Annotated in this window: 10 protein-coding genes; 9 read left to right on the top strand and 1 reads right to left on the bottom strand. The window is 45.7% G+C overall.

Annotated features, from left to right (window positions below; genetic code table 11):
• Positions 1-14: 14 nt before the first annotated feature.
• The 9 genes from CJF29_RS21560 to CJF29_RS21520 all read left to right on the top strand — a co-directional run bounded on the left by CJF29_RS21560 (position 15) and on the right by CJF29_RS21520 (position 16,128).
• On the top strand, positions 15-1,916 hold the full coding sequence (locus CJF29_RS21560; protein WP_004309631.1) for a RagB/SusD family nutrient uptake outer membrane protein: 1,902 nt from the start codon (positions 15-17) through the stop codon (positions 1,914-1,916).
• A gap of 31 nt (positions 1,917-1,947) precedes the next feature.
• Complete coding sequence (locus CJF29_RS21555) at positions 1,948-4,758, top strand: SusC/RagA family TonB-linked outer membrane protein (RefSeq protein ID WP_004309632.1); 2,811 nt, start codon at positions 1,948-1,950, stop codon at positions 4,756-4,758.
• A 44-nt stretch (positions 4,759-4,802) separates the two neighbouring features.
• Positions 4,803-6,560, top strand: coding sequence for a RagB/SusD family nutrient uptake outer membrane protein (locus tag CJF29_RS21550; protein WP_099146529.1), 1,758 nt, complete (start codon positions 4,803-4,805; stop codon positions 6,558-6,560).
• A gap of 44 nt (positions 6,561-6,604) precedes the next feature.
• Positions 6,605-7,672 carry a DUF5627 domain-containing protein gene (locus CJF29_RS21545; protein WP_234116451.1) on the top strand — a complete coding sequence of 356 codons (1,068 nt, stop codon included), beginning with the start codon at positions 6,605-6,607 and terminating at the stop codon, positions 7,670-7,672.
• Positions 7,673-7,702: 30 nt separating this feature from the next.
• Entirely contained in the window at positions 7,703-9,967 is a 2,265-nt protein-coding gene (locus tag CJF29_RS21540; protein WP_255299354.1) for an endo-1,4-beta-xylanase, read from the top strand.
• A 79-nt stretch (positions 9,968-10,046) separates the two neighbouring features.
• On the top strand, positions 10,047-10,784 hold the full coding sequence (locus tag CJF29_RS21535) for a hypothetical protein (protein ID WP_008776484.1): 738 nt from the start codon (positions 10,047-10,049) through the stop codon (positions 10,782-10,784).
• Between the two features lie 44 nt (positions 10,785-10,828).
• Positions 10,829-12,787, top strand: a complete 1,959-nt coding sequence (locus CJF29_RS21530; protein ID WP_099146530.1) for a cellulase family glycosylhydrolase — start codon at positions 10,829-10,831, stop codon at positions 12,785-12,787.
• Positions 12,788-12,809: 22 nt separating this feature from the next.
• Positions 12,810-14,735, top strand: coding sequence for a sialate O-acetylesterase (locus CJF29_RS21525; RefSeq protein WP_099146531.1), 1,926 nt, complete (start codon positions 12,810-12,812; stop codon positions 14,733-14,735).
• Between the two features lie 7 nt (positions 14,736-14,742).
• The gene (locus tag CJF29_RS21520) at positions 14,743-16,128 is read left to right on the top strand and encodes a glycoside hydrolase family 43 protein (RefSeq protein WP_099146532.1); all 1,386 of its coding nucleotides are present in this window, start codon (positions 14,743-14,745) and stop codon (positions 16,126-16,128) included.
• A gap of 21 nt (positions 16,129-16,149) precedes the next feature.
• Here CJF29_RS21520 and CJF29_RS21515 read toward each other — a convergent pair whose 3' ends face one another.
• A complete protein-coding gene (locus CJF29_RS21515) occupies positions 16,150-20,169 on the bottom strand; it encodes a two-component regulator propeller domain-containing protein (protein ID WP_099146533.1) in 4,020 nt (1,339 codons plus the stop codon).
• Positions 20,170-20,302 lie beyond the last annotated feature (133 nt).

The following is a 20,302-nucleotide window of genomic DNA, read 5'->3' as shown; positions in this document are numbered from 1 at the left end:
AACATCATCGAATTATGAAAAAATACATTATAAAATATGCTGTAATGGCTTGTTTGAGTCTCGGATTGACGGGTACGACTGCTTCGTGTACCGACTATCTGGACAAGGCACCCGAATCGGATGTCACTCCGGAAAATGCCTTTAAGGACTTCCACAATTTTCAGGGATTTGTAGAAGAGCTTTATGCTTGTATTCCCGACATGGCCAAACAATACTGGTCAAACTCTTGGAACTGGGGTGAAGACGAAGTGATTGGTGTAGACTGCAATTATCACATGGGCTATAAAGTGGACCAAGGCGACTTTTGGGGGTGGCAGGCTGAACACGACGGCTGGGGGGCCGGATTTATGGATTGCAAAACTCTGAATCTGGACTTTACTACTCCGAACGACGGATTCAGATGGAACCGCGACTTGTGGCCCGCTTCTTGGTACGGAATCCGTAAATGTAATACGGGATTAGCAAATCTGGACCTGCTTACCGATGCAACGCAGGAACAGAAGAACGCCATTGCCGGACAGCTTTATTTCTTCCGCGGGTGGTTTCATTTCATGCTGATACAATATTTCGGCGGATTGCCTTATATAGATAAGGTGTTGCCTCCCAACGAAACATTCAACGAGCCGCGACTCAGCTATCACGAATGTGCCGACAAGGCTGCCGATGATTTCCGGATGGCTGCCGATCTGCTGCCTATTGATTGGGACAAGACATCTATCAGCCCGAGCACGAAAGGATACAACCAACTGCGCATCAACAAAATCATGGCACTGGGCTATTTAGGTAAAAACTACTTGTGGGCAGGAAGTCCGTTGATGAACAAGGTGTCCACAGGAAGTGAATCCTACAATCAGGAATATTGCCGGAAGGCTGCCGAAGCGTTCGGGGAGTTGCTTACGCTGGTAGAGAACCGACAGACGCAATATAGCTTGGTGGACTTTGAGGACTATTCCGACCTCTTCTACACATACGGAAAGAATGCCCAAATGCCGGGTTCTACAGAAGCATTGTTCAGAGGATTGGTGGCAGATGGCTGGCAAAACTCAACTTTTGGTTTAGCTCTTCAGTTTGTGCCTGCCAGCTATAAGAAAGATAACAATCCGCAACTCTCGCCCACAGCCAACTATGTACACTATTACGGTATGGCAAATGGATTGCCGCTCGACGACCAGGAATCCAAGTGGGACAAGACTCATCCTTGGAAAGGACGCGACCCACGTTTCTATCATGATATTCGCTTCGACGGTTCGCCTATGGTATCTGATGCAAAAAAAGATTCGGAGGAGGTCGGTGACTTAGCCGTTGCATCCCTCTACACAGGCGGAAACGCCCGTGACGACCAGTTCGGAAGCCGTACCGGATTCCTGCTTGGCAAGTTTATTCCGGTGACAGCCAATAAATGGGATGATGGCTGGGGATGGAGTCCGCAGATGCATATCTATTGCAGCTATATGCGTCTGGCAGACATTTATCTGATGTATGCTGAAGCTGCGGCAAATGCTACCGGCTCGTCTACAGGAAAGTCAACCAACTGTACACTTACGGCACTGGCCGCAGTCAACACCATCCGCAAACGTGCGAGAGTAGAAGGTGTCAATGCCAAATATACCGGTTCAATCGATCTGTTCAACAGTGAGATTCGCCGCGAACGTGCGGTAGAACTTGCATACGAAGGACACCGTTTCACTGACTTGCGTCGCTGGTTGCTTATCGACAAGAAACCTTATACCGAAAAGACTGCTGTCGATTTCCAACGGGTAGGCGACCTTGCCGAGAACCCTCAGGAAACAGCTGTAAGCGGCTATACATATCGGGTAATCGTGACGCGTAATTTCACGGAGAAGCATTACTGGTTGCCTCTGAAATTGTCTGACGTGACCTTGTATCCGGAGTTCTATCAGAATCCGGGATGGTAAACAAGTGACTTATTAAACGAAATAGAATATCATGAAACAAATTCATAAAAATATAATTCTTAGCGCCGGACTATTGTTTGCTTCTGCCGGGCTGATGGCTCAGACGGATGTGGAGAAGACTGATACATTGGCTCAGAAAGTGAATGTGGCTTTCCGCACAGTGGACCGGGCGGATTTGATGGGTGGTGTCTCGTCCGTCAATGTAGAGGAACTGACTAATAAAAGTTATTCGCTGTACAGTCTCGACAATATGCAATCTTTAGTGGGAGGTTACAACGGACAATTATGGAACATGGGCGAAGCGTTGGTATTGGTAGACGGAGTCCCTCGTGAGGCAAACAACATTCGTCCTACCGAAATAGCCCAAATCACATTCCTCAAAGCAGCGCAAGCCGTGGTGCTTTACGGCAGCCGTGGTGCGAAGGGAGTCATTCTTATCACCACGAAGCGCGGATGCGATAAAGACTTGCGGGTGAGTGCGCGTGCCAATGCCGGTATCAATGTGCCTAAAAGCTATCCTAAATATCTGGCTTCTGCCGAATACATGACGTTGTATAACGAGGCGTTGCGTAACGACGGGTTGGATCCCGCTTTCTCGGATGAGCAGATTTACAACTATGCAAGCGGAAGTAACCCTTACCGTTATCCGAACATCAACTTCTTTTCCGATGACTATATTCGGAAGACAAGTCAGGACTATAACGGAGTGGCCGAGTTTTCGGGCGGCGGACGCTACGCCAACTTCTATACGAACATCGGTTACGAGAGTTCCAACGACTTGCTCAACTTCGGTGAAAGTAAGAACAACCGCAATTCGCGCCTGAATATCCGCGGTAATGTGGATTTGCGTATGAACGATTGGATCAGCGGTTGGGTAAATGCAAATGCTATCTTCTACGATTCCCGTCACGATAAGGCAGACTACTGGGCTAACTCGGCTACGTTACGTCCGACTGCTCCCGGTTCGGCGCCTCTTGTACCTTTCATTCCCATTGAGTTTGTCGATAAAAACGATGCTGCTTCGTGGACGTTGATCAATAATAGCAATTACCTTATTGACGGCAAATATCTATTGGGAGGTACGCAGTTGAACATGACTAATCCTTTTGCTGCCATGTATGCGTCCGGTTATCAGAAAGCTACTTCACGTCGTTTCCAGTTTGATGCGGGAATCAACCTCGATTTGTATAAAGTACTGAAAGGATTGTCATTCCGTACACAGTTCTCCGTAGACTACGGAACTTCTTACATCACTTCTATCGACGACGACTATGCAGTGTATGAAGCCTCTTGGAACAATGCTTTCGGAGGCGACCGTATTACTTCATTGACTAAGTACAATATGGACAAGCATACCGGTACGCAAAACGTATCGGGCAGTACGGCGTATCAGACCATTTATTTCTCTGCACAGTTCGGCTATCAGAACACTTTTGCCGACAATCATCATGTGAATGCATTGTTGTTGGCTCAAGGCAGCCAGCAGACCTATTCGGGTACCTACCATCGCACTAGCAATTCCAACTTGGGTTTGCAACTCGATTATAACTATGCCGGTAAGTATTACGCCGATTTCAGCATGGCAGCGGTTCATTCCGCCAAATTGCCCGAAGGCAACCGGATAGGGCTTTCGCCTTCGTTTACGTTGGGATGGCGTCTTTCCGAAGAGGGTTTCCTCAAAGATGCCGATTGGCTCGATAACCTGAAACTGATGGCAGGCTATAGTGTGCTCAATCAGGATTTGGATATCAGTGATTACTACATGTATGCTACCAAGTTTACACAGGCAGGTACGTGGTGGGGATGGAGCGAGGTAAACAACTCGATGCAGACCACCGACTTCCTGCAAGGTGGAAACCCCGACCTCGGCTACATCAAGCGTAAGGAATTTACGGTAGGATTGGACGCTTCTCTTTGGAAGGGATTGGTGAGACTCAATGCCAATTACTTCGTAACCAATACCGAAGGATTGCTGGCGCAGCCCCAAAATTATCCGTCTTATTTCCAGACTTATTATCCGAAGTCCGATATGCGTCCTTATATTAACATGAACAACCAACGTCGTACGGGTGTGGACTTGAGTGTAAATGTGGGCAAAAAGCACGGTGACTTTGAATGGAATGTGGGGCTTGTGGGTATGTACTACACCTCCAAGAACACCAAATGGGACGAGAATGTGAAATATGACTGGCTGAAAGCCGAAGGTGAGGCGATTGATGCTTTGCGCGGATATCAATGCATCGGATTCTTCAAAGACGCTGCCGATGTGGAAAGCTCGGCAAAGGTGAATGCTAATACCAAACCCGGTGATTTGAAGTATGTAGACCAAAACAACGACGGTGTCATCAATGAGCAAGACCAGGTGGTATTGGGCAAGTGGGGTGCTTCCTGGGTGATGGGTCTCAACCTGACTGCCAAGTACAAAGGCTTCACATTGTTTGTGGCAGGCACCGGATCGTTTGGTGGCAAAGGACTGAAGAATAATAGTTATATGCACGTGTATGGCGATCGCAAATATTCTGAAGTGGTTCGCGGACGCTGGACGGAAGAGACGGCAGATATCGCCACATACCCGCGTCTCACAACACAAGGTGGCGACCTGAACTTTGTGGCTTCCGACTTCTGGTTGTACGACACTTCACGTTTCGATTTGAACCGTGTTCAATTGTCTTACGACTTCCCGGCTGCTATGCTGAAAGGCAAACTTGTGAAAGGTTTACAAATCTATGCCAACGGAACAAGCCTGTTGACCTTGGCGAAGGAGCGTAAATATATGGAGATGAATGTAGGGACTTCTCCCCAATGCCGTTCGTACGCACTGGGTGTAAAGGTAGACTTTTGATGGGTCTCTCGTTGTAGAATATAAAAATATAGAATAAATAAGTCATGAAGAAAATTATAACAATATGTGCCTTTGCCGCTTGTCTGACCGGATGCGATGACTTGTTCGAACCGGCTATCGAGAACAACCTCGGACTGGAATATATGTACGAGAATTCGCAATATGCCGAAGGAATACTGGCAAATGCCTATACACGCATACCCTGCGCAGGCTATTCTTTCAACGACGTGGCTACCGATGACGCTGTGAGCAATGATGCGGAAAACAGCTGGCGTAAAATAGCCTCCGGCATGTGGACGGCAAACAACAATCCTGCCGACCGTTGGACTTCCTGCCGTTCCGCCATACAGTACATCAATCTTTTCCTTGCCAATGCCGACAAGGTGAAATGGGCGAAAGACGAAGTGGTGGCGCAGATGTTCTGCGACCGTGAGAAAGCGGAAGCCTATGGCTTGCGTGCCATGTATATGTATTACCTCCTCGAAGCCCATGCGGGCTATACCGAAGACGGTGTGTTGATGGGGGTGCCCATCCTGACCGAACCGGAAGCAGCCGGATCCAATTTCAATGTGCCCCGCAGCACATTTGTAGATTGCATGAAGGCGTTGAAAGAAGACGCCCGGTTGGCACTCGAAGGATTGCCTTGGGAATATGGTGACGCAGCGGAAATGCAACGCTTGTCTGCTAAATATGCAGGAGCAGACCAAGGCAAAGTCACCCGTGTGTTTGGCGCAAACTTTATCGGCCGTATGTCCGGAAAGGTGGTGGAAGCGTTTGTGGCAAAAGCGGATTTGCTCGCTGCCAGTCCGGCATATAGTGACCAGTCAGGCGTTGATTGGAAAACGGCTGCTGCTAGTGCTGCAAAGGTGCTGAATCATATCGGAGGGGTAGACGGTATGGATCCTACCGGATGGACATGGTATTGCAATGTAGATGATATTGAAAAACTTAGCCCAACCGAATCACCTGCTGAAATTCTGTGGCGTGGTGAACGTGCCAAATCCCTCTCGCTCGAAGAAGATAACTTCCCGCCCACACTCTACGGTAACGGACGTATCAACCCAACTCAAAATCTGGTGGATGCATTCCCGATGCTGAACGGTTATCCGGTGTCTCATCTGTCCGGCGAATATGATGAAAATCTTCCGTACGCCAACCGTGACCCGCGCTTGGCAGCATACATTCTCTATAATGGTGGCAAGGCAGGCAATACGAATAAGGAAATCTTTACGGCAGCCGACGGAACTACCAATGATGCGCTGAACAAGGTGGTAGGACGTTCTACCCGTACCGGATACTATCTGCGCAAACTGTTGCGTCAGGACATCAGCCTCGACCCGAATGCGAAAGCCGACCAGTATCATTACACACCGCGCATCCGCTACACCGAGATATTCTTGGCGTATGCCGAAGCGGCAAATCAGGCGTACGGTCCGCAAAATAAGGGCGGCAACAGCTATTCTGCTTATGACGTGATGAAAAAGTTGCGCTCCCGTGCCGGCATTGGTCGCGACAATGGTGATGCTTACTTGGAATCCATCAAGAACGATCAGGCGAAGATGGCGGAACTTATCCGCAACGAACGTCGCATCGAACTTTGTTTCGAAGGTTTCCGTTTCTGGGATTTGCGCCGTTGGAAGAGCAATCTGACCGAAGCTGCCAAAGGGATGAATATCAGTGGAACCCGTTATACTCCGATGGAGGTAGACAAACGCTCGTTCAGTGAGTATATGTATTACGGTCCTATTCCTTATTCGGAAGTTCTTAAGTATGACGAACTGAAACAGAATCAGGGTTGGTAAACCGATAGTGTAAATTTAATAAAATGCTAAAGCATACAATGATTATGAATAAGACAATAATGAAATGCATGGTCCTTGGCTTGTTGTTTGCCGGCTGTGAAAACGGAGACAAAGAATTCGACGATTACGAATATCAGACCATCAGTTTTGCTACTCAGACTCCTATACGCACCATCACATTGGGCGAAGATGTATATCCTACCGAACAAGACAATGAATATCGGATGCAGATCATCGCTACATTGGGCGGTGTGTGGTCAAACCGCAAAGAGCGCACAGCACAGATTGTTATCGATGAAAGTTTGTGTACCAATGCTTATTTCGACAATGGCAAGCCGATACTTCCTATGCCTAAGGAATATTATACTTATTCTTCGGAACAGGTGGTATTTCCCAAAGGAGACATTTATGGACGTATGGACATACAGTTGACCGATGCTTTCTTCAATGATCCTCTCACGCCCGAACTCACCTATGTCATTCCGGTACGGTTAGCACAGGCTGCAGACTCTATCTTGGCGGGCAAACCTAAAGTTGAGTCTCCCAATCGCTTGAATGTGGCAGACTGGGACGTGCTTCCCAAAGACTATGCGCTTTATGGGGTGACCTACAAAAACAAGTATGAGGGCGTTTGGTTGAGTCGTGGCACAGACCAGCTCGACATCAATGGCAACACTTCTACGCTCAACCGTAACCCGCAGAATATAGAGAAAGCAGACCAACGTACATTAGGAACTATTGCCCTCAACAAAGTGCGTTATCCTCTTTCGCTTTCGGTGGATGTGGTGAATGAGAAAGGCGAATCTTCCAAGCAAACGTTGACAATGGACTTGGTGATAACGGTTGACGACAACGGCAATTGCTCCATCACTACCGACACACCGGGGGCTCAGGCAAGCGGTTCGGGCAAGTGGACCTATCATGGTGCCAAGAAAGCGTGGGGCGACAAAGACCGCGACCTGTTCGAACTGACCTATGAAGTGACTTATGCGCCTTATGTGTTGAATGCTGTGACCGGTGAAACGGGCACTGCCAAATGTAGCAGCACGGACGCGCTGGTGTCACGCGACAGACAGAGCAAATTTGAAACTTTTAACGTGAAGTTGAAGTGAACCGCAATCTAAACAATTTAAGAAAACTACATGAAGATGAATAGAAAAAATAATATGGTATGGGGCACGCTGGTAGCAGCTTTGCTGGCTTCTTGCGTGGATACCGAGATTGCCGATGTCACGGTGACAAAACCGGAGTCGATAGCGCAATACGAGTATCTGAATGATTATGCCCCGCTGAAATCGTACATAGACCGTGCAGCTAATCCCGATTTTAAATTGGGATTAGCGTTGGCAGCCAACGAATTTATCGAAGTAGGATTGGTATTTCGTTTAGCGGAAGCCAACTTCGACGAAGTGACCGCAGGCAATGCGATGAAATATGCTTCGTGTGTGAACGATAAAGGGGAGATGAATTTCGAAACTGTGGATAAATTTGTCACTGCCGCCCAAGCTGCCGGAATTACTATATATGGACATACATTGGCTTGGCATGCACAGCAGAATAATAAGTATTTGAATTCTTTGATTAAAGACAAAGAATTGCCGCCCTCTGTAGGAGAAGGAAATTGTTTGCATATCAATACTTCTGAAGCGAAGGCGAATCCATGGGATTGGCAAAATTACTATGATTTGGAATCTCCTCTTTTACAAGGGAAATCTTATGTATTCTCTATGAGAACCAAGGCTTCATCAGCTGTGACATTTCCGCTTTGGATAGAAACACCGAATGCTGGTAATACACATTATGGCATACCACAGATTTCAGCAGGAACTACATGGAGCACAATAAGCATTGAATTTACACCTAATAGTGATTGTTCTCGTTTGTTATTCAATTTCGGACAGTTTGGAGGAGATCTTTGGTTTGATGACATGGTGCTGGTTGAAAAAGGTTCTGAGCAAAATATGATAAAGAACGGAACTTTTGAAGAAGGAAATCTGCCTTCTAATTGGTCTAAACCAAGTTGGCATGCGCATTCTTATTCAATTATACCTACACCGGGAGATGCGGCAGTAGAGATTTTAACTGACATCATTACTAATGGTGATGCGCAAGGCAGTGAAACTACCAATTTTGTTTCTACTCATGTGGGAGGAGCTAATGCTGCTTGCGATATTGTTGATGGAGTAGGTAAAGACGGTAGTCGTGCTTTCGTTGTTACTTCTGCTGGTGGAGGAACAAACAGTTGGGATACTCAATTCTTTTTGTATGCTGACCGTCCGTTGGTGGAAAATGATGTTGTACGTATCTCTTTCGATTATCGTGCAGATACACCCAATAATTCTGAGTCTCAGGCTCATGCTGCCCCTGGAGCTTATATTCATTATGATGGTGGGTGTGCTGTTAGTTTCACTACGGAATGGCAACACTTTGAAAAAACTATTACTATTAACACTACCCTTTCTCCTGAGGGAAACATGCAGACTTTTGCATGGAACTTGGATGTAGGCGCGCCCAATACACCTGCTAATAAATATTATTTTGATAATATCAAATTGCAAATAGTTACTAAAGGTAACACTATTCCTCTTACTCCCGAAGAGAAAAAAGAAGCGCTTACTCGGGCAATGAACAATTGGATTGAAGGAATGATGAAAGCTACTGGTGGTTACGTGACTACTTGGGATGTAGTGAACGAAGCTATTTCAGGTGGTGGCAACGACGGTGAAGGTTTCTATGTCTTGCAATCTGCATCTAATGCCGGTGCTGACGCTGCCAATAATTTCTACTGGCAAGATTACTTGGGTAGTGAAGATTATGTTCGTATTGTTGTAGCTGCCGCCCGTAAATATTATGCAGAAAACGGTGGTGTTAAACCTCTCAAACTTTTCATCAACGATTACAATCTGGAATCCACTTGGGATAACAATCAGAAAGCCAAGAGCTTGGTACACTGGATAGAGAAGTGGGAATCTGACGGTGTGACAAAGATTGACGGTATCGGTACACAGATGCACGTGGCTTATCGCGCCAATGCTGCTGACCAGCAGAAGCAAGAAGAACATGTAGTGAAAATGTTTGAAATCTTAGCCAAGAGTGGCAAACTCGTGAAAGTATCTGAGCTGGATATGGGATATGTGGATGAAAGCGGCACTACGGTGTTGACAAAGGATATGACAGAAGAACAACATAAAGCGATGGCTGAATATTATAAGTTTATCGTGAAGAAATACTTCGAGATTATTCCTGTGGCACAGCAATACGGCATCACGCAGTGGTGTGCTACCGATGCTCCCGGTGCCCCCGGTGATTCTAACTGGCGTGGCGGTGAACCTGTAGGTTTATGGGATTCCAACTACAACCGTAAGCATACTTATGCCGGTTTTGCTGACGGATTGGCTGGTAAATAATAGAGATTGATAAGAAAAGGCAGCGGGGCATATAACATGAATCCGCTGCCTTTATTGTTTCAATAAAAGTCGGATAATAATGAAAAACATATTATTTATTTTAAGTTTGATTATTTGGTGTAGCTGTAGTAATGAAATTCTGTTTGATATAGATAAAGTAGGAGATATAGTTACAAGGGCTGCAAATTCGGATAGTACATATTGTTTTGGGGCTTCAGATTCGGATGTAGTGGAGGACTTTGTTATTAGTCCGAAGGATGACTCACAACCTCTTAGTAGAACTTTATGTTCCTATGTAGAGGTTAATGGAACAAAAACATTATTGCAACCTGAAATAGTGAGTGGTCCTTCATGGTTGGATTATCTTATATGTTTTCAGTATTATGATATATATGTTCTATCGGTAGTAGCCCAGGACAATACTTCCTCTCTCAGAAGTGGAAAAATTGTATTGAAACAGCCGGGATCTAATAAAACATTAACAGTTGGTATTACTCAAAATGGAATTGATAATCGCATAATGATTTCAATGAAAGAACTGTATTCCAATCATCCTATTTTTACTGCCACGACAACTTATCCCGTAAAAAAAGATATAAGTTGCAGAATCCCATACGAAGCATACAATGATGGTGGAAAGTATGAGAGTAGTGCATCAATCACTATTCCTAAAGGGGAAACGAAAGGAACTTACGAAATGGATTATAACGGCTCTCCGTTAGTTTTTTATCATGGTGATATAAAAGGCTATAAATTGTATGAAGGAACTATCAGTGGTGACGGTATTTACAACTATAGTTTTTATCGCTATTGGTAGTATTGTTATTTTTGCAACAACTATTATGTAACATCAACATCATTATGAAAAAGATAATTTATTTGCTGGTGTGGATAGGCATGACTTTGGCGTCTTGCTCAGACGAAAGCTCTCTTCCTATACAACCGGAGATTCCTGCCGAACCGGAAACACCTAAGGACGAACCGGCTCCGGAGAAAGACTATCATCAGTTGCCGGTGTTGCACGTAGAGGGGCGCTACCTTAAAAACGAAAAGGGCGAGACGGTCAATCTTCATGGATTTACACAGACCTACAGCCCCTTTTTTAACGATAACGCATGGACTAACTATGACGTGCAGTCGTGTCTCAGCTATAACAAACGTATGGTAGACGGAATTGTGGCTGCCGGATGGAAGTTCAACTTCGTGCGGATGCATCTCGACCCTTATTGGAGCGATGATACTTCAAAGCCGTTTGTACGATACGAAGGGCACGAACGCTTTTCCGAGACCCGTTTCCGCAAGTATCTCGACGAACTGTTTGTGCCGATGGCGGAGTATTTTGTATCTAAGGGAATGTATGTGGTGATGCGCCCGCCCGGGGTATGCCCCAACGAAGCTCCTTATCAGGGAATAGAGGTGGGCGATAGCTATCAGCAGTTCCTGCTTAACGTGTGGGACATCGTTTCGCAACATCCTAAAGTGAAGAACAATACGGACATCATGTTCGAACTTGCCAATGAACCGGTCAACATCAAAGGGACCGACGGCGCCTATGGTAGCACCTCCGATGCCTGCTTTGCCAATGCAAAGATTTACTTCCAGTCCATTGTAGACAAGATAAGGAGCCATTGCCGTAATATCATTTGGGTGCCAGGCTTGGCCTACCAGTCGCAGTATGCCGGGTATGCCACCCACCGCATCGAGGGCGATAACATCGGCTTTGCCGTGCACTGCTATCCCGGATGGTATGGCAGCGATGCCGAAAAAGACAGTGGCGAGGGAATCGGCTCTTCCACCGGTGGCGGCTACGAGCCCTTCCAGCGCGGATGGGATACGCAAGTAGGTCCGGTGGCGGCGATTGCCCCCATCATGGTGACGGAAATAGACTGGGCACCTTTGAAATACGATGCCACTTGGGGAAAAAGCATCACAGGCGAAGCCGGTGGCAAGGGCTTCGGCGCCAACTTCAAATATATAGCCGACAATGCGGGAAATGTGTCGTGGCTCTTTTTCACTACAAGAAGCCACGAGCTGGCAGCGTTTAAGGACGTGCCGGGTACAGAGGGCAACTATACGTTCCTCAACGATCCCGAAGCCTGTCCGTGGGCAATGTATCATTGGTTCAAGGAGTATGCCGAGGGAGTGACCGTCAATGGCGAGCCCGAGAGACTGGAACTGATGGGCGAGCAGGCGACACGCTCGTTGCAGATGGGAGGAGTGCACTACCTGAAAGTGAAGGCGGTGTATAAAGATGGCACCTCGCGAATGGTGACTGCCGAGGCGACTATCAATAGCTCGGACGAACAAGTGCTGAAGGTGGAGCCGACTGGCAAACTGGTGGCAGTGGTACCAGGCAATGCTACGGTAACGGTGACTTACCGCACAGCAGCGGGAAACAGCATGCAACAGACATTGCAGGTGACGGTGGTTTCGCCTTTTGTGCTGACGGAAGACGTGTTTGACCCTTCGATATGGGAAGAAGGCACCTTTGACGAAACGACCCGCATCTTGGTGACAGGCAAATATGGCTTTGGCGGATGGAAATACCCCGGCGGACTTGACTTGTCGGGCTACCGGAGGCTGACCGTGGAATTGGGCAACGACAACGAGTGCGGTGTCTCTTTCCGCCTTTTTGACAAGAACGACTACTGGACGAAGCCCGCCACCTACGATTTCGGACAGACACGCAGAGTGGTGGTAGATTTGCAGCAGATGAAAGATACTGACGGCAATAGGGTAGACCCGTCGCACCTCTACATTGTCGGGTTCTGGTCGACTGGTGGCAAGCCGATTGTGATAAGCAGCATGAAGTTGGAATAAATATAATATAGAAAGATAGTAAATGAAGAAGTTATTATTGTTGAGTTGTTTGTTGTGTGCAAGCCTTTGCGCGGTTGCACAGGATGCAAACTTTTACATTTATCTGTGCCTAGGGCAGTCTAACATGGAAGGCAATGCCCGCTATGAAGCACAAGATACGCTGGTGGATGCACGCTTCCAAGTGTTGGCGGCGGTAGACAATAAAGAGTTGGGACGCGTGAAAGGCGAATGGTATCCCGCCCGCGCTCCGCTGTGCCGTCCGAACACCGGGCTGACACCGGCTGATTATTTCGGACGGACCTTGGTAGAAAACTTGCCCCCGCATGTGCGCATCGGAGTGGTGCACGTGGCGATAGGCGGGTGCCGGATCGAGTTTTTCCAGAAAGACAAATGCGAGGAGTATATCAAAACAGCTCCCGACTGGATGGTGAATACGCTGAAAGAGTATGACAACGACCCGTATACCCGTTTGGTGAAGATGGCACGCATTGCACAGAAAAGCGGTGTGATAAAAGGGATACTTCTACATCAGGGCGAGTCGAACACCGGTGACAAGGAGTGGCCCCAAAAGGTGAAGAGCGTATACGACAACCTGCTTGCTGACCTTCATCTGCAGGCTGACGAGGTGCCCCTGATTGCCGGTGAAGTGGTGAATGCCGACCACGGTGGTGTTTGTGCAGGCATGAACGAGGTAATTGCTATGTTGCCGCAGGTGATAAAGAACTGCGCTATTGTCTCCTCCAAGGGGTTGAGCTGCGCTCCCGACCATCTTCACTTCGATGCTGCCGGTTACCGGGTGCTGGGACGCCGCTATGCGGCACAGGCACTCCACCTGATGGGCATTGAACTTCCTTCGCCCGATGATGTGTGGAAGCACACAGTGGCAGCCCCCACCAATATGCACGGCAGCGACTTCCCTCGTATCGACAAGGACAACCGTGCTTATTTCCGTTGCTACGCTCCCGATGTGAAACGCTTGCAGGCAGACGTCTGCGGCAAGAAGTATGAGATGGCCATGGACGAGCACGGCTGGTGGAGCGTGAAGACCGACCCGCTGCCGGTGGGATTCCACTATTATTTCCTGTTGGTAGACGGATTCAGGGTGGTAGATCCCTCTTCGTGCACCTTCTTCGGTTGTTGCCGCATGGCGAGCGGCATCGAGATACCCGAAGGGGCAGAGGGCGATTACTATCGCCCGCAGCAAGTGTCGCATGGGCAAGTGCGCTCCTGCACCTATTATTCGGAAGCGAAGAAAGAGTTTCGTCGTTGCATGGTGTACACACCGGCAGAGTATGAGTCTCACCCCAAAAAACGCTATCCGGTGCTCTACTTGCAGCACGGCATGGGAGAAGATGAAACCGGCTGGAGCACCCAGGGATATATGCACTACATCATGGACAACCTGATAGCCACCGGCAAGTGCGTGCCCATGCTCGTGGTGATGGATAGCGGAGATGTGGAGACTCCCTTCGTGCCGCGTCCGGGGAAAGATGTGAACGAAGAGCGTGCGCTTTACGGCGCTTCTTTCTATGATGTCATTTTGAAAGACCTCATTCCGATGATAGACCGTACATTCCGCACCAAGACCGACCGCGAACACCGTGCAATGGCAGGCTTGTCGTGGGGAGGACACCAGACGTTCCAAACAGCGTTGCCGCGTCTCGACATGTTCTCCTACATTGGCGGGTTCAGCGGGGCGATTTTCGGGCTGGACGTGAAAACGTGCTTCGACGGTGTGTTTGCCGATGCAGGTAAGTTCAACAAGAAAGTGCATTATCTCTTCCTCGGCTGCGGCACGGACGAACAGATGGGCACGAAGCAGTTGGTGGAGTCTCTCCGCAAACTGGGCATCAACGTGGCTTATTATGAATCGCAAGGCACCGGCCACGAATGGCTCACATGGAGACGCTGTCTGAAAGAGTTTGTTCCACACTTGTTTAAACATTGAAAATGATATGAATCTGAAAGCAAAACTTGTGGCGGCATTATTGCTGCTTGGAGGTGCTCTACCCCATGAGGCAGGAGCGCAAAATCCGTTTGTGCAAACCTGTTATACGTCAGACCCTGCTCCTATGGTGCATGATGGCACATTGTATGTCTATACGGGACATGATGAAGATAAGGCTGATTTTTTCTGGATGCAGGAATGGCGCGTGTATTCTACCAAAGATATGGTGAACTGGACCGATCACGGCTCTCCTCTTGCCATCGAATCATTCGACTGGGCGGACGACCGTGCCTGGGCAGCACAGTGCATCGAACGTAATGGTAAGTTTTATTGGTATGTCTGCCTGCATTCCAAACTTTCCAATACGATGGCAATCGGTGTTGCGGTAGGCGATTCGCCTGTCGGTCCTTTTAAAGATGCCATCGGCAAACCGCTTCATGACGGGAGCTGGGATTATATAGATCCTACCGTATATATAGATGATGACGGTCGTGCTTATCTGTATTGGGGAAATCCGAATATCTATTATGCAGAATTGAATGAAGATATGATTTCTTTGAAAGGTGGAGTGGGCAAACTGGAACAGACTGTTGAGAGCTTTGGTGCACCTAATCCGGAAAAGCGTGTCAAAGGTGTTAAGTATAAAGATACTTATACAGAAGGTCCATGGCTTCATAAACGGGAAGGAAAATACTATCTTCTTTATGCTGCCGGAGGTGTACCCGAACATATTGCCTATTCCATGAGTGACGGACCTCTTGGTCCGTGGAAGTATATGGGAGAAATCATGCCTTTACAAGATACGGGTTCGTTTACTAACCATTGTGGAGTGATAGACTATAAAGGCAATTCTTATTTCTTCTATCATACGGGTAAGCTGCCGGGTGGTGGAGGCTTCGGGCGAAGTGCGGCGGTGGAGCAATTTAAGTATAATGCTGACGGTACTTTCCCGATTATTAATGCTACCCGGGAAGGGGTGTCACCGGTAGGTATGCTCAATCCTTACGAAAGGGTGGAAGCTGAAACTATTGCGTTTTCTGAAGGTGTGAAGTCTGAACCCAATGCGAAAACCGGTATATATATATCTGAAATTCATAATGGAGATTATATAAAGGTACGTGAAGTGGATTTCGGCAAAAAATCCCCCAAATGGTTTACTGCTACCGTTGCCAGTGCCCTTCGTGGCGGGACACTTGAAGTACGTACAGACAGTATAAGCGGACCATTAATTGCGGAACTGACTATTCCTTCAACGGGAGGTTGGGAATGCTGGAAAACATTGCAGACTGATATTGTAAAACCGGTCACAGGAATACAAGATATTTATTTTGTATTCAAAGGACGTAAAGGCTGCAAACTGTTTAACTTTGATTGGTATAAGTTTAACAGATAAACATGCTAGAGAGCAGTTGGGTTACTCTTCCTTTTTACTCAACTGCTCTTTCATATACATTGAAGGCGGCATTCCATACAATTCTTTGAATGTTGTCGAGAAATTATTAGGATCAGTGAATCCTGTTAACATGGCTATCTCGGATATGGTATGCTGTTTTTCGGACAATAAACGAGCGGCTTCTTTTAAACGTATATTACGTATAAAGTCACGGGTTGTCTGGTTGGTGAGCTCTTTGAGTTTCCTGTGAAGATGTACGCGGCTGATACCTACCTCGGTGGTGATTGTCTCTATTGTCAAGTTAGGGTTACTGATGTTTTCATTGATCACTTTCATAATACGTTCCATCAATTTCTCATCGGGTGATTTCACTTCCAGTTTCTGAACCTTGTTCTCCAGGTTTTGCTGGCCTGTAAATACTTTGCGTAACTGCTGCCGTGTATTAATCAGATTTTCTACCGTCTTTTGCAGAATTTCGATATTGAATGGCTTCATGATATAGGCGTCGGCTCCTGTATTCAGACCTTCAAGGTTGTCTTCTTCCCTCGTTTTCGCGGTAAGCAAAATGACTGGGATATGGTTGAGGTTTACATTCTGCTTGATCTTCCGGCATAAGGTGAGTCCGTCCATTTCGGGCATCATGATGTCACTAATGACTAAATCCGGAGTCTTCTTAAATATTTGCTCTAATGCTTCTTTACCATTACGGCTTTCCATGATATGAAATTTGTCCCCAAACTCCTTCGCTATATAATTTCGGATTTCTTCATCGTCTTCTACAATTAATACGTGATATTTAGTTTTTACCCTGACTTTCTTTTCTTCCTCATTTTCTATAATGGGAGAGATGACAGGAACAGTTGGTACGGCTACTGTTACCTTTTGCTCATTGTTGTCAACTTCTTCAGGTCGTAGATGCTTGTTACCCAACGGTAATCGGATAATAAAACGGCAACCCGGTTGTTCTTTATTATTTTCTACATAGATAATTCCATGATGTAATTCCACTAATGAACGAGTAAGATGTAATCCTATTCCTGTTCCGCCTTTCGGATTCTGTTGGCTGTTACGGATCTGATAGAAACGTTCGAAGATATGTTCTTTTTCCTGTTCATCGATGCCTGTTCCGGTATCCGCGATAATTATTTCGGCATATTGTTTCAAGGGATCGGGCAGTGTATTATCTTCTCCCGTACGGATGGTAATATCTATGTTTCCTTTTTCAGGAGTAAACTTGAAGGCATTAGACAGAATATTCAGGATAATCTTATCAAAATTACCTGTGTCTACCCATACATTCAGTTCCCGGAGCGTACTGTGAAGTTGTAGTTGGATATTTTTTGTATTTGCCTGTTGACCGAAAGTTGTACATAAATCTTCTATAAAAGGAATAATATTGGTCTCCCGGAACATCAGGAACATTTGTCCTTTATCAATTTTCCGAATATCCATTAGTTGATTGACAAGATTCAGAATACGTTCCGCATTTCTGTAGATAATATGATATATTTTCAGGCGTTCATTGTCCTCCTCATTCTTAATCAGTTTCTGTAGAGGGCTGATGATTAGAGACATCGGAGTGCGTATCTCGTGAGAGATGTTGATAAAGAACTGCAATTTTGCTTCATTGATTTGTTCGGTATGGATATGTTGCAGCATTTCCTGATGCATTCTGTACCGATGTCTGATCTGAAGAATAATGATAAATATAATGGTCAGTAGTAATAAGGAGTAGATAACTTTGGCCCACCATGAAGCATACCATGCAGGAGATATAAAGATGGTAATTTCTTTTATATTTGAATACACAGTGTTGTCTTTTGCTCTGATTTTAAAGTTATAGGTACCGGGTTTCAGATTGCTGAATGAGATACGGTTTACACCTTTGGGCAAACTAATCCATTTTTCATCGTTGATAGAATAAAGGTAGTTGATGTGTTCGGGGGCATTTAATTCCAGAGTGGCAAACTCGATACTGAACACATTGTCTTTATGGGATAGATAAAACTCTTTTGCGTTGAATACAGGGCAGTTGATAATATTGTGAATACCGGATTTCATTCCTTTTCTAACCGGATTGTTATGCAGGAAAAAGTCGGTAATCCGGATATTCCATGTTTTTGCCGGATTGATAATGTCTTGCGGATTGAAATAGGTGATACCATTCATTCCGCCAAACCAGATAATACCTTGTTTATCTTTGAAGGAGGCATTCTTGTAGAACTCATTTCCCTGTAATCCGTCGCTGACATAATAATTGATAAATTTGTTGTTTTTCTTTTGGAATTGGGAAATTCCGGCATTGGTGCTTATCCAAAGAAAATCTTTTCCATCTCCTTGTATGGCATATATTGTATTACTGGGCAATCCGTCTGCAGTAGTATAAGTGGTTAGTTCTTTCGTTTTTTTATTCCAACCGGATAATCCTTCGGAACTGCCCAACCAGACAACTCCGTCGGCATCTTCAAAGATTGAATAAATAACATTTTGTGAGAGTATCTTATGACTTTGAAAATCAGGACTGTCAAGGTCTATACAGTTGACGCCGTCATAAGTTCCGACATACAGTTTATTATCATCGGAATAGTGTAGGCAACCTATCCATTCGTTGATTAGAGATGTCTGAGATTGTACGGATGTAAATTCTTTCGTTTTCAGGTCATAGTAGAACAAACCGAATCCCATTGTCGCAATCCAGAGACGCTTGTTTTTATCTTCTGCGAAATCATATACACGTTGTATATAGTTGTTGTTCTTATCTACCAGTTTGTACTGGTAATCGCATAATCCTGTCTGTTTGTTCAGTTTTCCCATACCGTTGATAAATGAACCAATCCACATATTGTGTTCGGAGTCTTCATACAATTTAATAACAGTTGAGGGTACTGAATGAGGATGGGTGGTGTGTGAGAAATGTTTTGCCGGCTCCAATTTTTCTGTAAGGGCATAAATACCGTCGTTATCCGTTCCCACCCATAGAGTCCCGTTATTATCTTTGCAGAACGAAGTAATGCAACAGGAGCCTATGCAATTTTTATCTGTTGATTTATGTCCGATATACTTAAAGCTGTTGGTGCGGGCTGGGATTAATATAACTCCTTTCTGGTAAACAGCTAACCATAAGTTACCCGAATTGTCCTTTAGGATGGAGTGTATTTTCGAGTTCCCCGAATCGAAATAATTATTGTCAAACTTGTATTCGGAGATTTCGTGTGTTCGGATATTATAAATGGCTACTCCCTTGCCGTCAGTGCCGATATACAATTCATTGGGTATACCGGAATAAAGGAAGCAAACAGGAAGTTCTCCTTTCTCTTTCAAATCGACCGGAACAAAGGTTTTACGTTCTTTATCGTAAATGAATAGTCCTTTTCGTATACTTCCTACATAAATGTTGCCTCGTTGATCCTCACATATACTTTTGACGTATCCGTTGTCTTTAGACAAGTGTAACGTAAGCTGATTGTCGGGAGTGAGTTGATATACTCCTTCTTCCCCTTTTGCCATCCATACATTTTGTTTTTTATCTTCAAACAGGCTTCCGGGTGAAGTGACTGCAATATCGACTTTCCGGACAGTCAACAGATGGTCTTTGATGTCCAGCTTGCACAACACATTTCCAGATACCCATATCTCTCCGTTTTTTCGCTCGATGAAAGAATTAATGTTGCTTTCAAGCGTTTCTCCGGTATCTTCCAATTTGGCAAGTGGAGTAAAATTGTCCGTGGCCGGATCATACATTTGAATTCCTATATATGTGCCGATAAGCAAATGACCTTTACTGTCTTCAAAAACAGTACGAACAAAATTGTGGGCTAACGAATGTTCGTTATTGGGCTCATGTTTGTATATGGTAAATTTAGCACCGTCATAACGGTTCAGACCATCTTCTGTTGCAATCCAAATGAAGCCGTTCCGGTCTTGATATATTTGATTAATCAGACTACTGGAGAGCTCTTTGTCAGTAGTGAATAACTTAGGAGATTGCCCGTTGCATAACAAAGAAAACAATAATAATAGAAAAGTGAATACATTTTTCATAGTTATAGATCGTTGTTTGTTGTACAAAGAAAACTAAAAACCTAAATATAACCTAATAAAAAATGAATATTTTCATTAGGCTCCGGGAGTACAATCGGATGTTGTAACATCGTTTGTAAATAATGTAACATGA

It is taken from the genome of Bacteroides celer (assembly GCF_002632415.2).
Taxonomy (GTDB): Bacteria; Bacteroidota; Bacteroidia; order Bacteroidales; family Bacteroidaceae; genus Bacteroides.
Note: the sequence above shows the minus strand (reverse complement) of the source record. Positions and strands in the feature narration are given on the sequence as shown.

Excerpts from the sequence above, each read along its gene's own strand:
- CJF29_RS21560 (WP_004309631.1), top strand. The coding sequence starts at position 15 with ATGAAAAAATACATTATAAAATATGCTGTAATGGCTTGTTTGAGTCTC.
- CJF29_RS21555 (WP_004309632.1), top strand. The coding sequence starts at position 1,948 with ATGAAACAAATTCATAAAAATATAATTCTTAGCGCCGGACTATTGTTT.
- CJF29_RS21550 (WP_099146529.1), top strand. The coding sequence starts at position 4,803 with ATGAAGAAAATTATAACAATATGTGCCTTTGCCGCTTGTCTGACCGGA.
- CJF29_RS21545 (WP_234116451.1), top strand. The coding sequence starts at position 6,605 with ATGAATAAGACAATAATGAAATGCATGGTCCTTGGCTTGTTGTTTGCC.
- CJF29_RS21540 (WP_255299354.1), top strand. The coding sequence starts at position 7,703 with ATGAAGATGAATAGAAAAAATAATATGGTATGGGGCACGCTGGTAGCA.
- CJF29_RS21535 (WP_008776484.1), top strand. The coding sequence starts at position 10,047 with ATGAAAAACATATTATTTATTTTAAGTTTGATTATTTGGTGTAGCTGT.
- CJF29_RS21530 (WP_099146530.1), top strand. The coding sequence starts at position 10,829 with ATGAAAAAGATAATTTATTTGCTGGTGTGGATAGGCATGACTTTGGCG.
- CJF29_RS21525 (WP_099146531.1), top strand. The coding sequence starts at position 12,810 with ATGAAGAAGTTATTATTGTTGAGTTGTTTGTTGTGTGCAAGCCTTTGC.
- CJF29_RS21520 (WP_099146532.1), top strand. The coding sequence starts at position 14,743 with ATGAATCTGAAAGCAAAACTTGTGGCGGCATTATTGCTGCTTGGAGGT.
- CJF29_RS21515 (WP_099146533.1), bottom strand. The coding sequence starts at position 20,169 with ATGAAAAATGTATTCACTTTTCTATTATTATTGTTTTCTTTGTTATGC.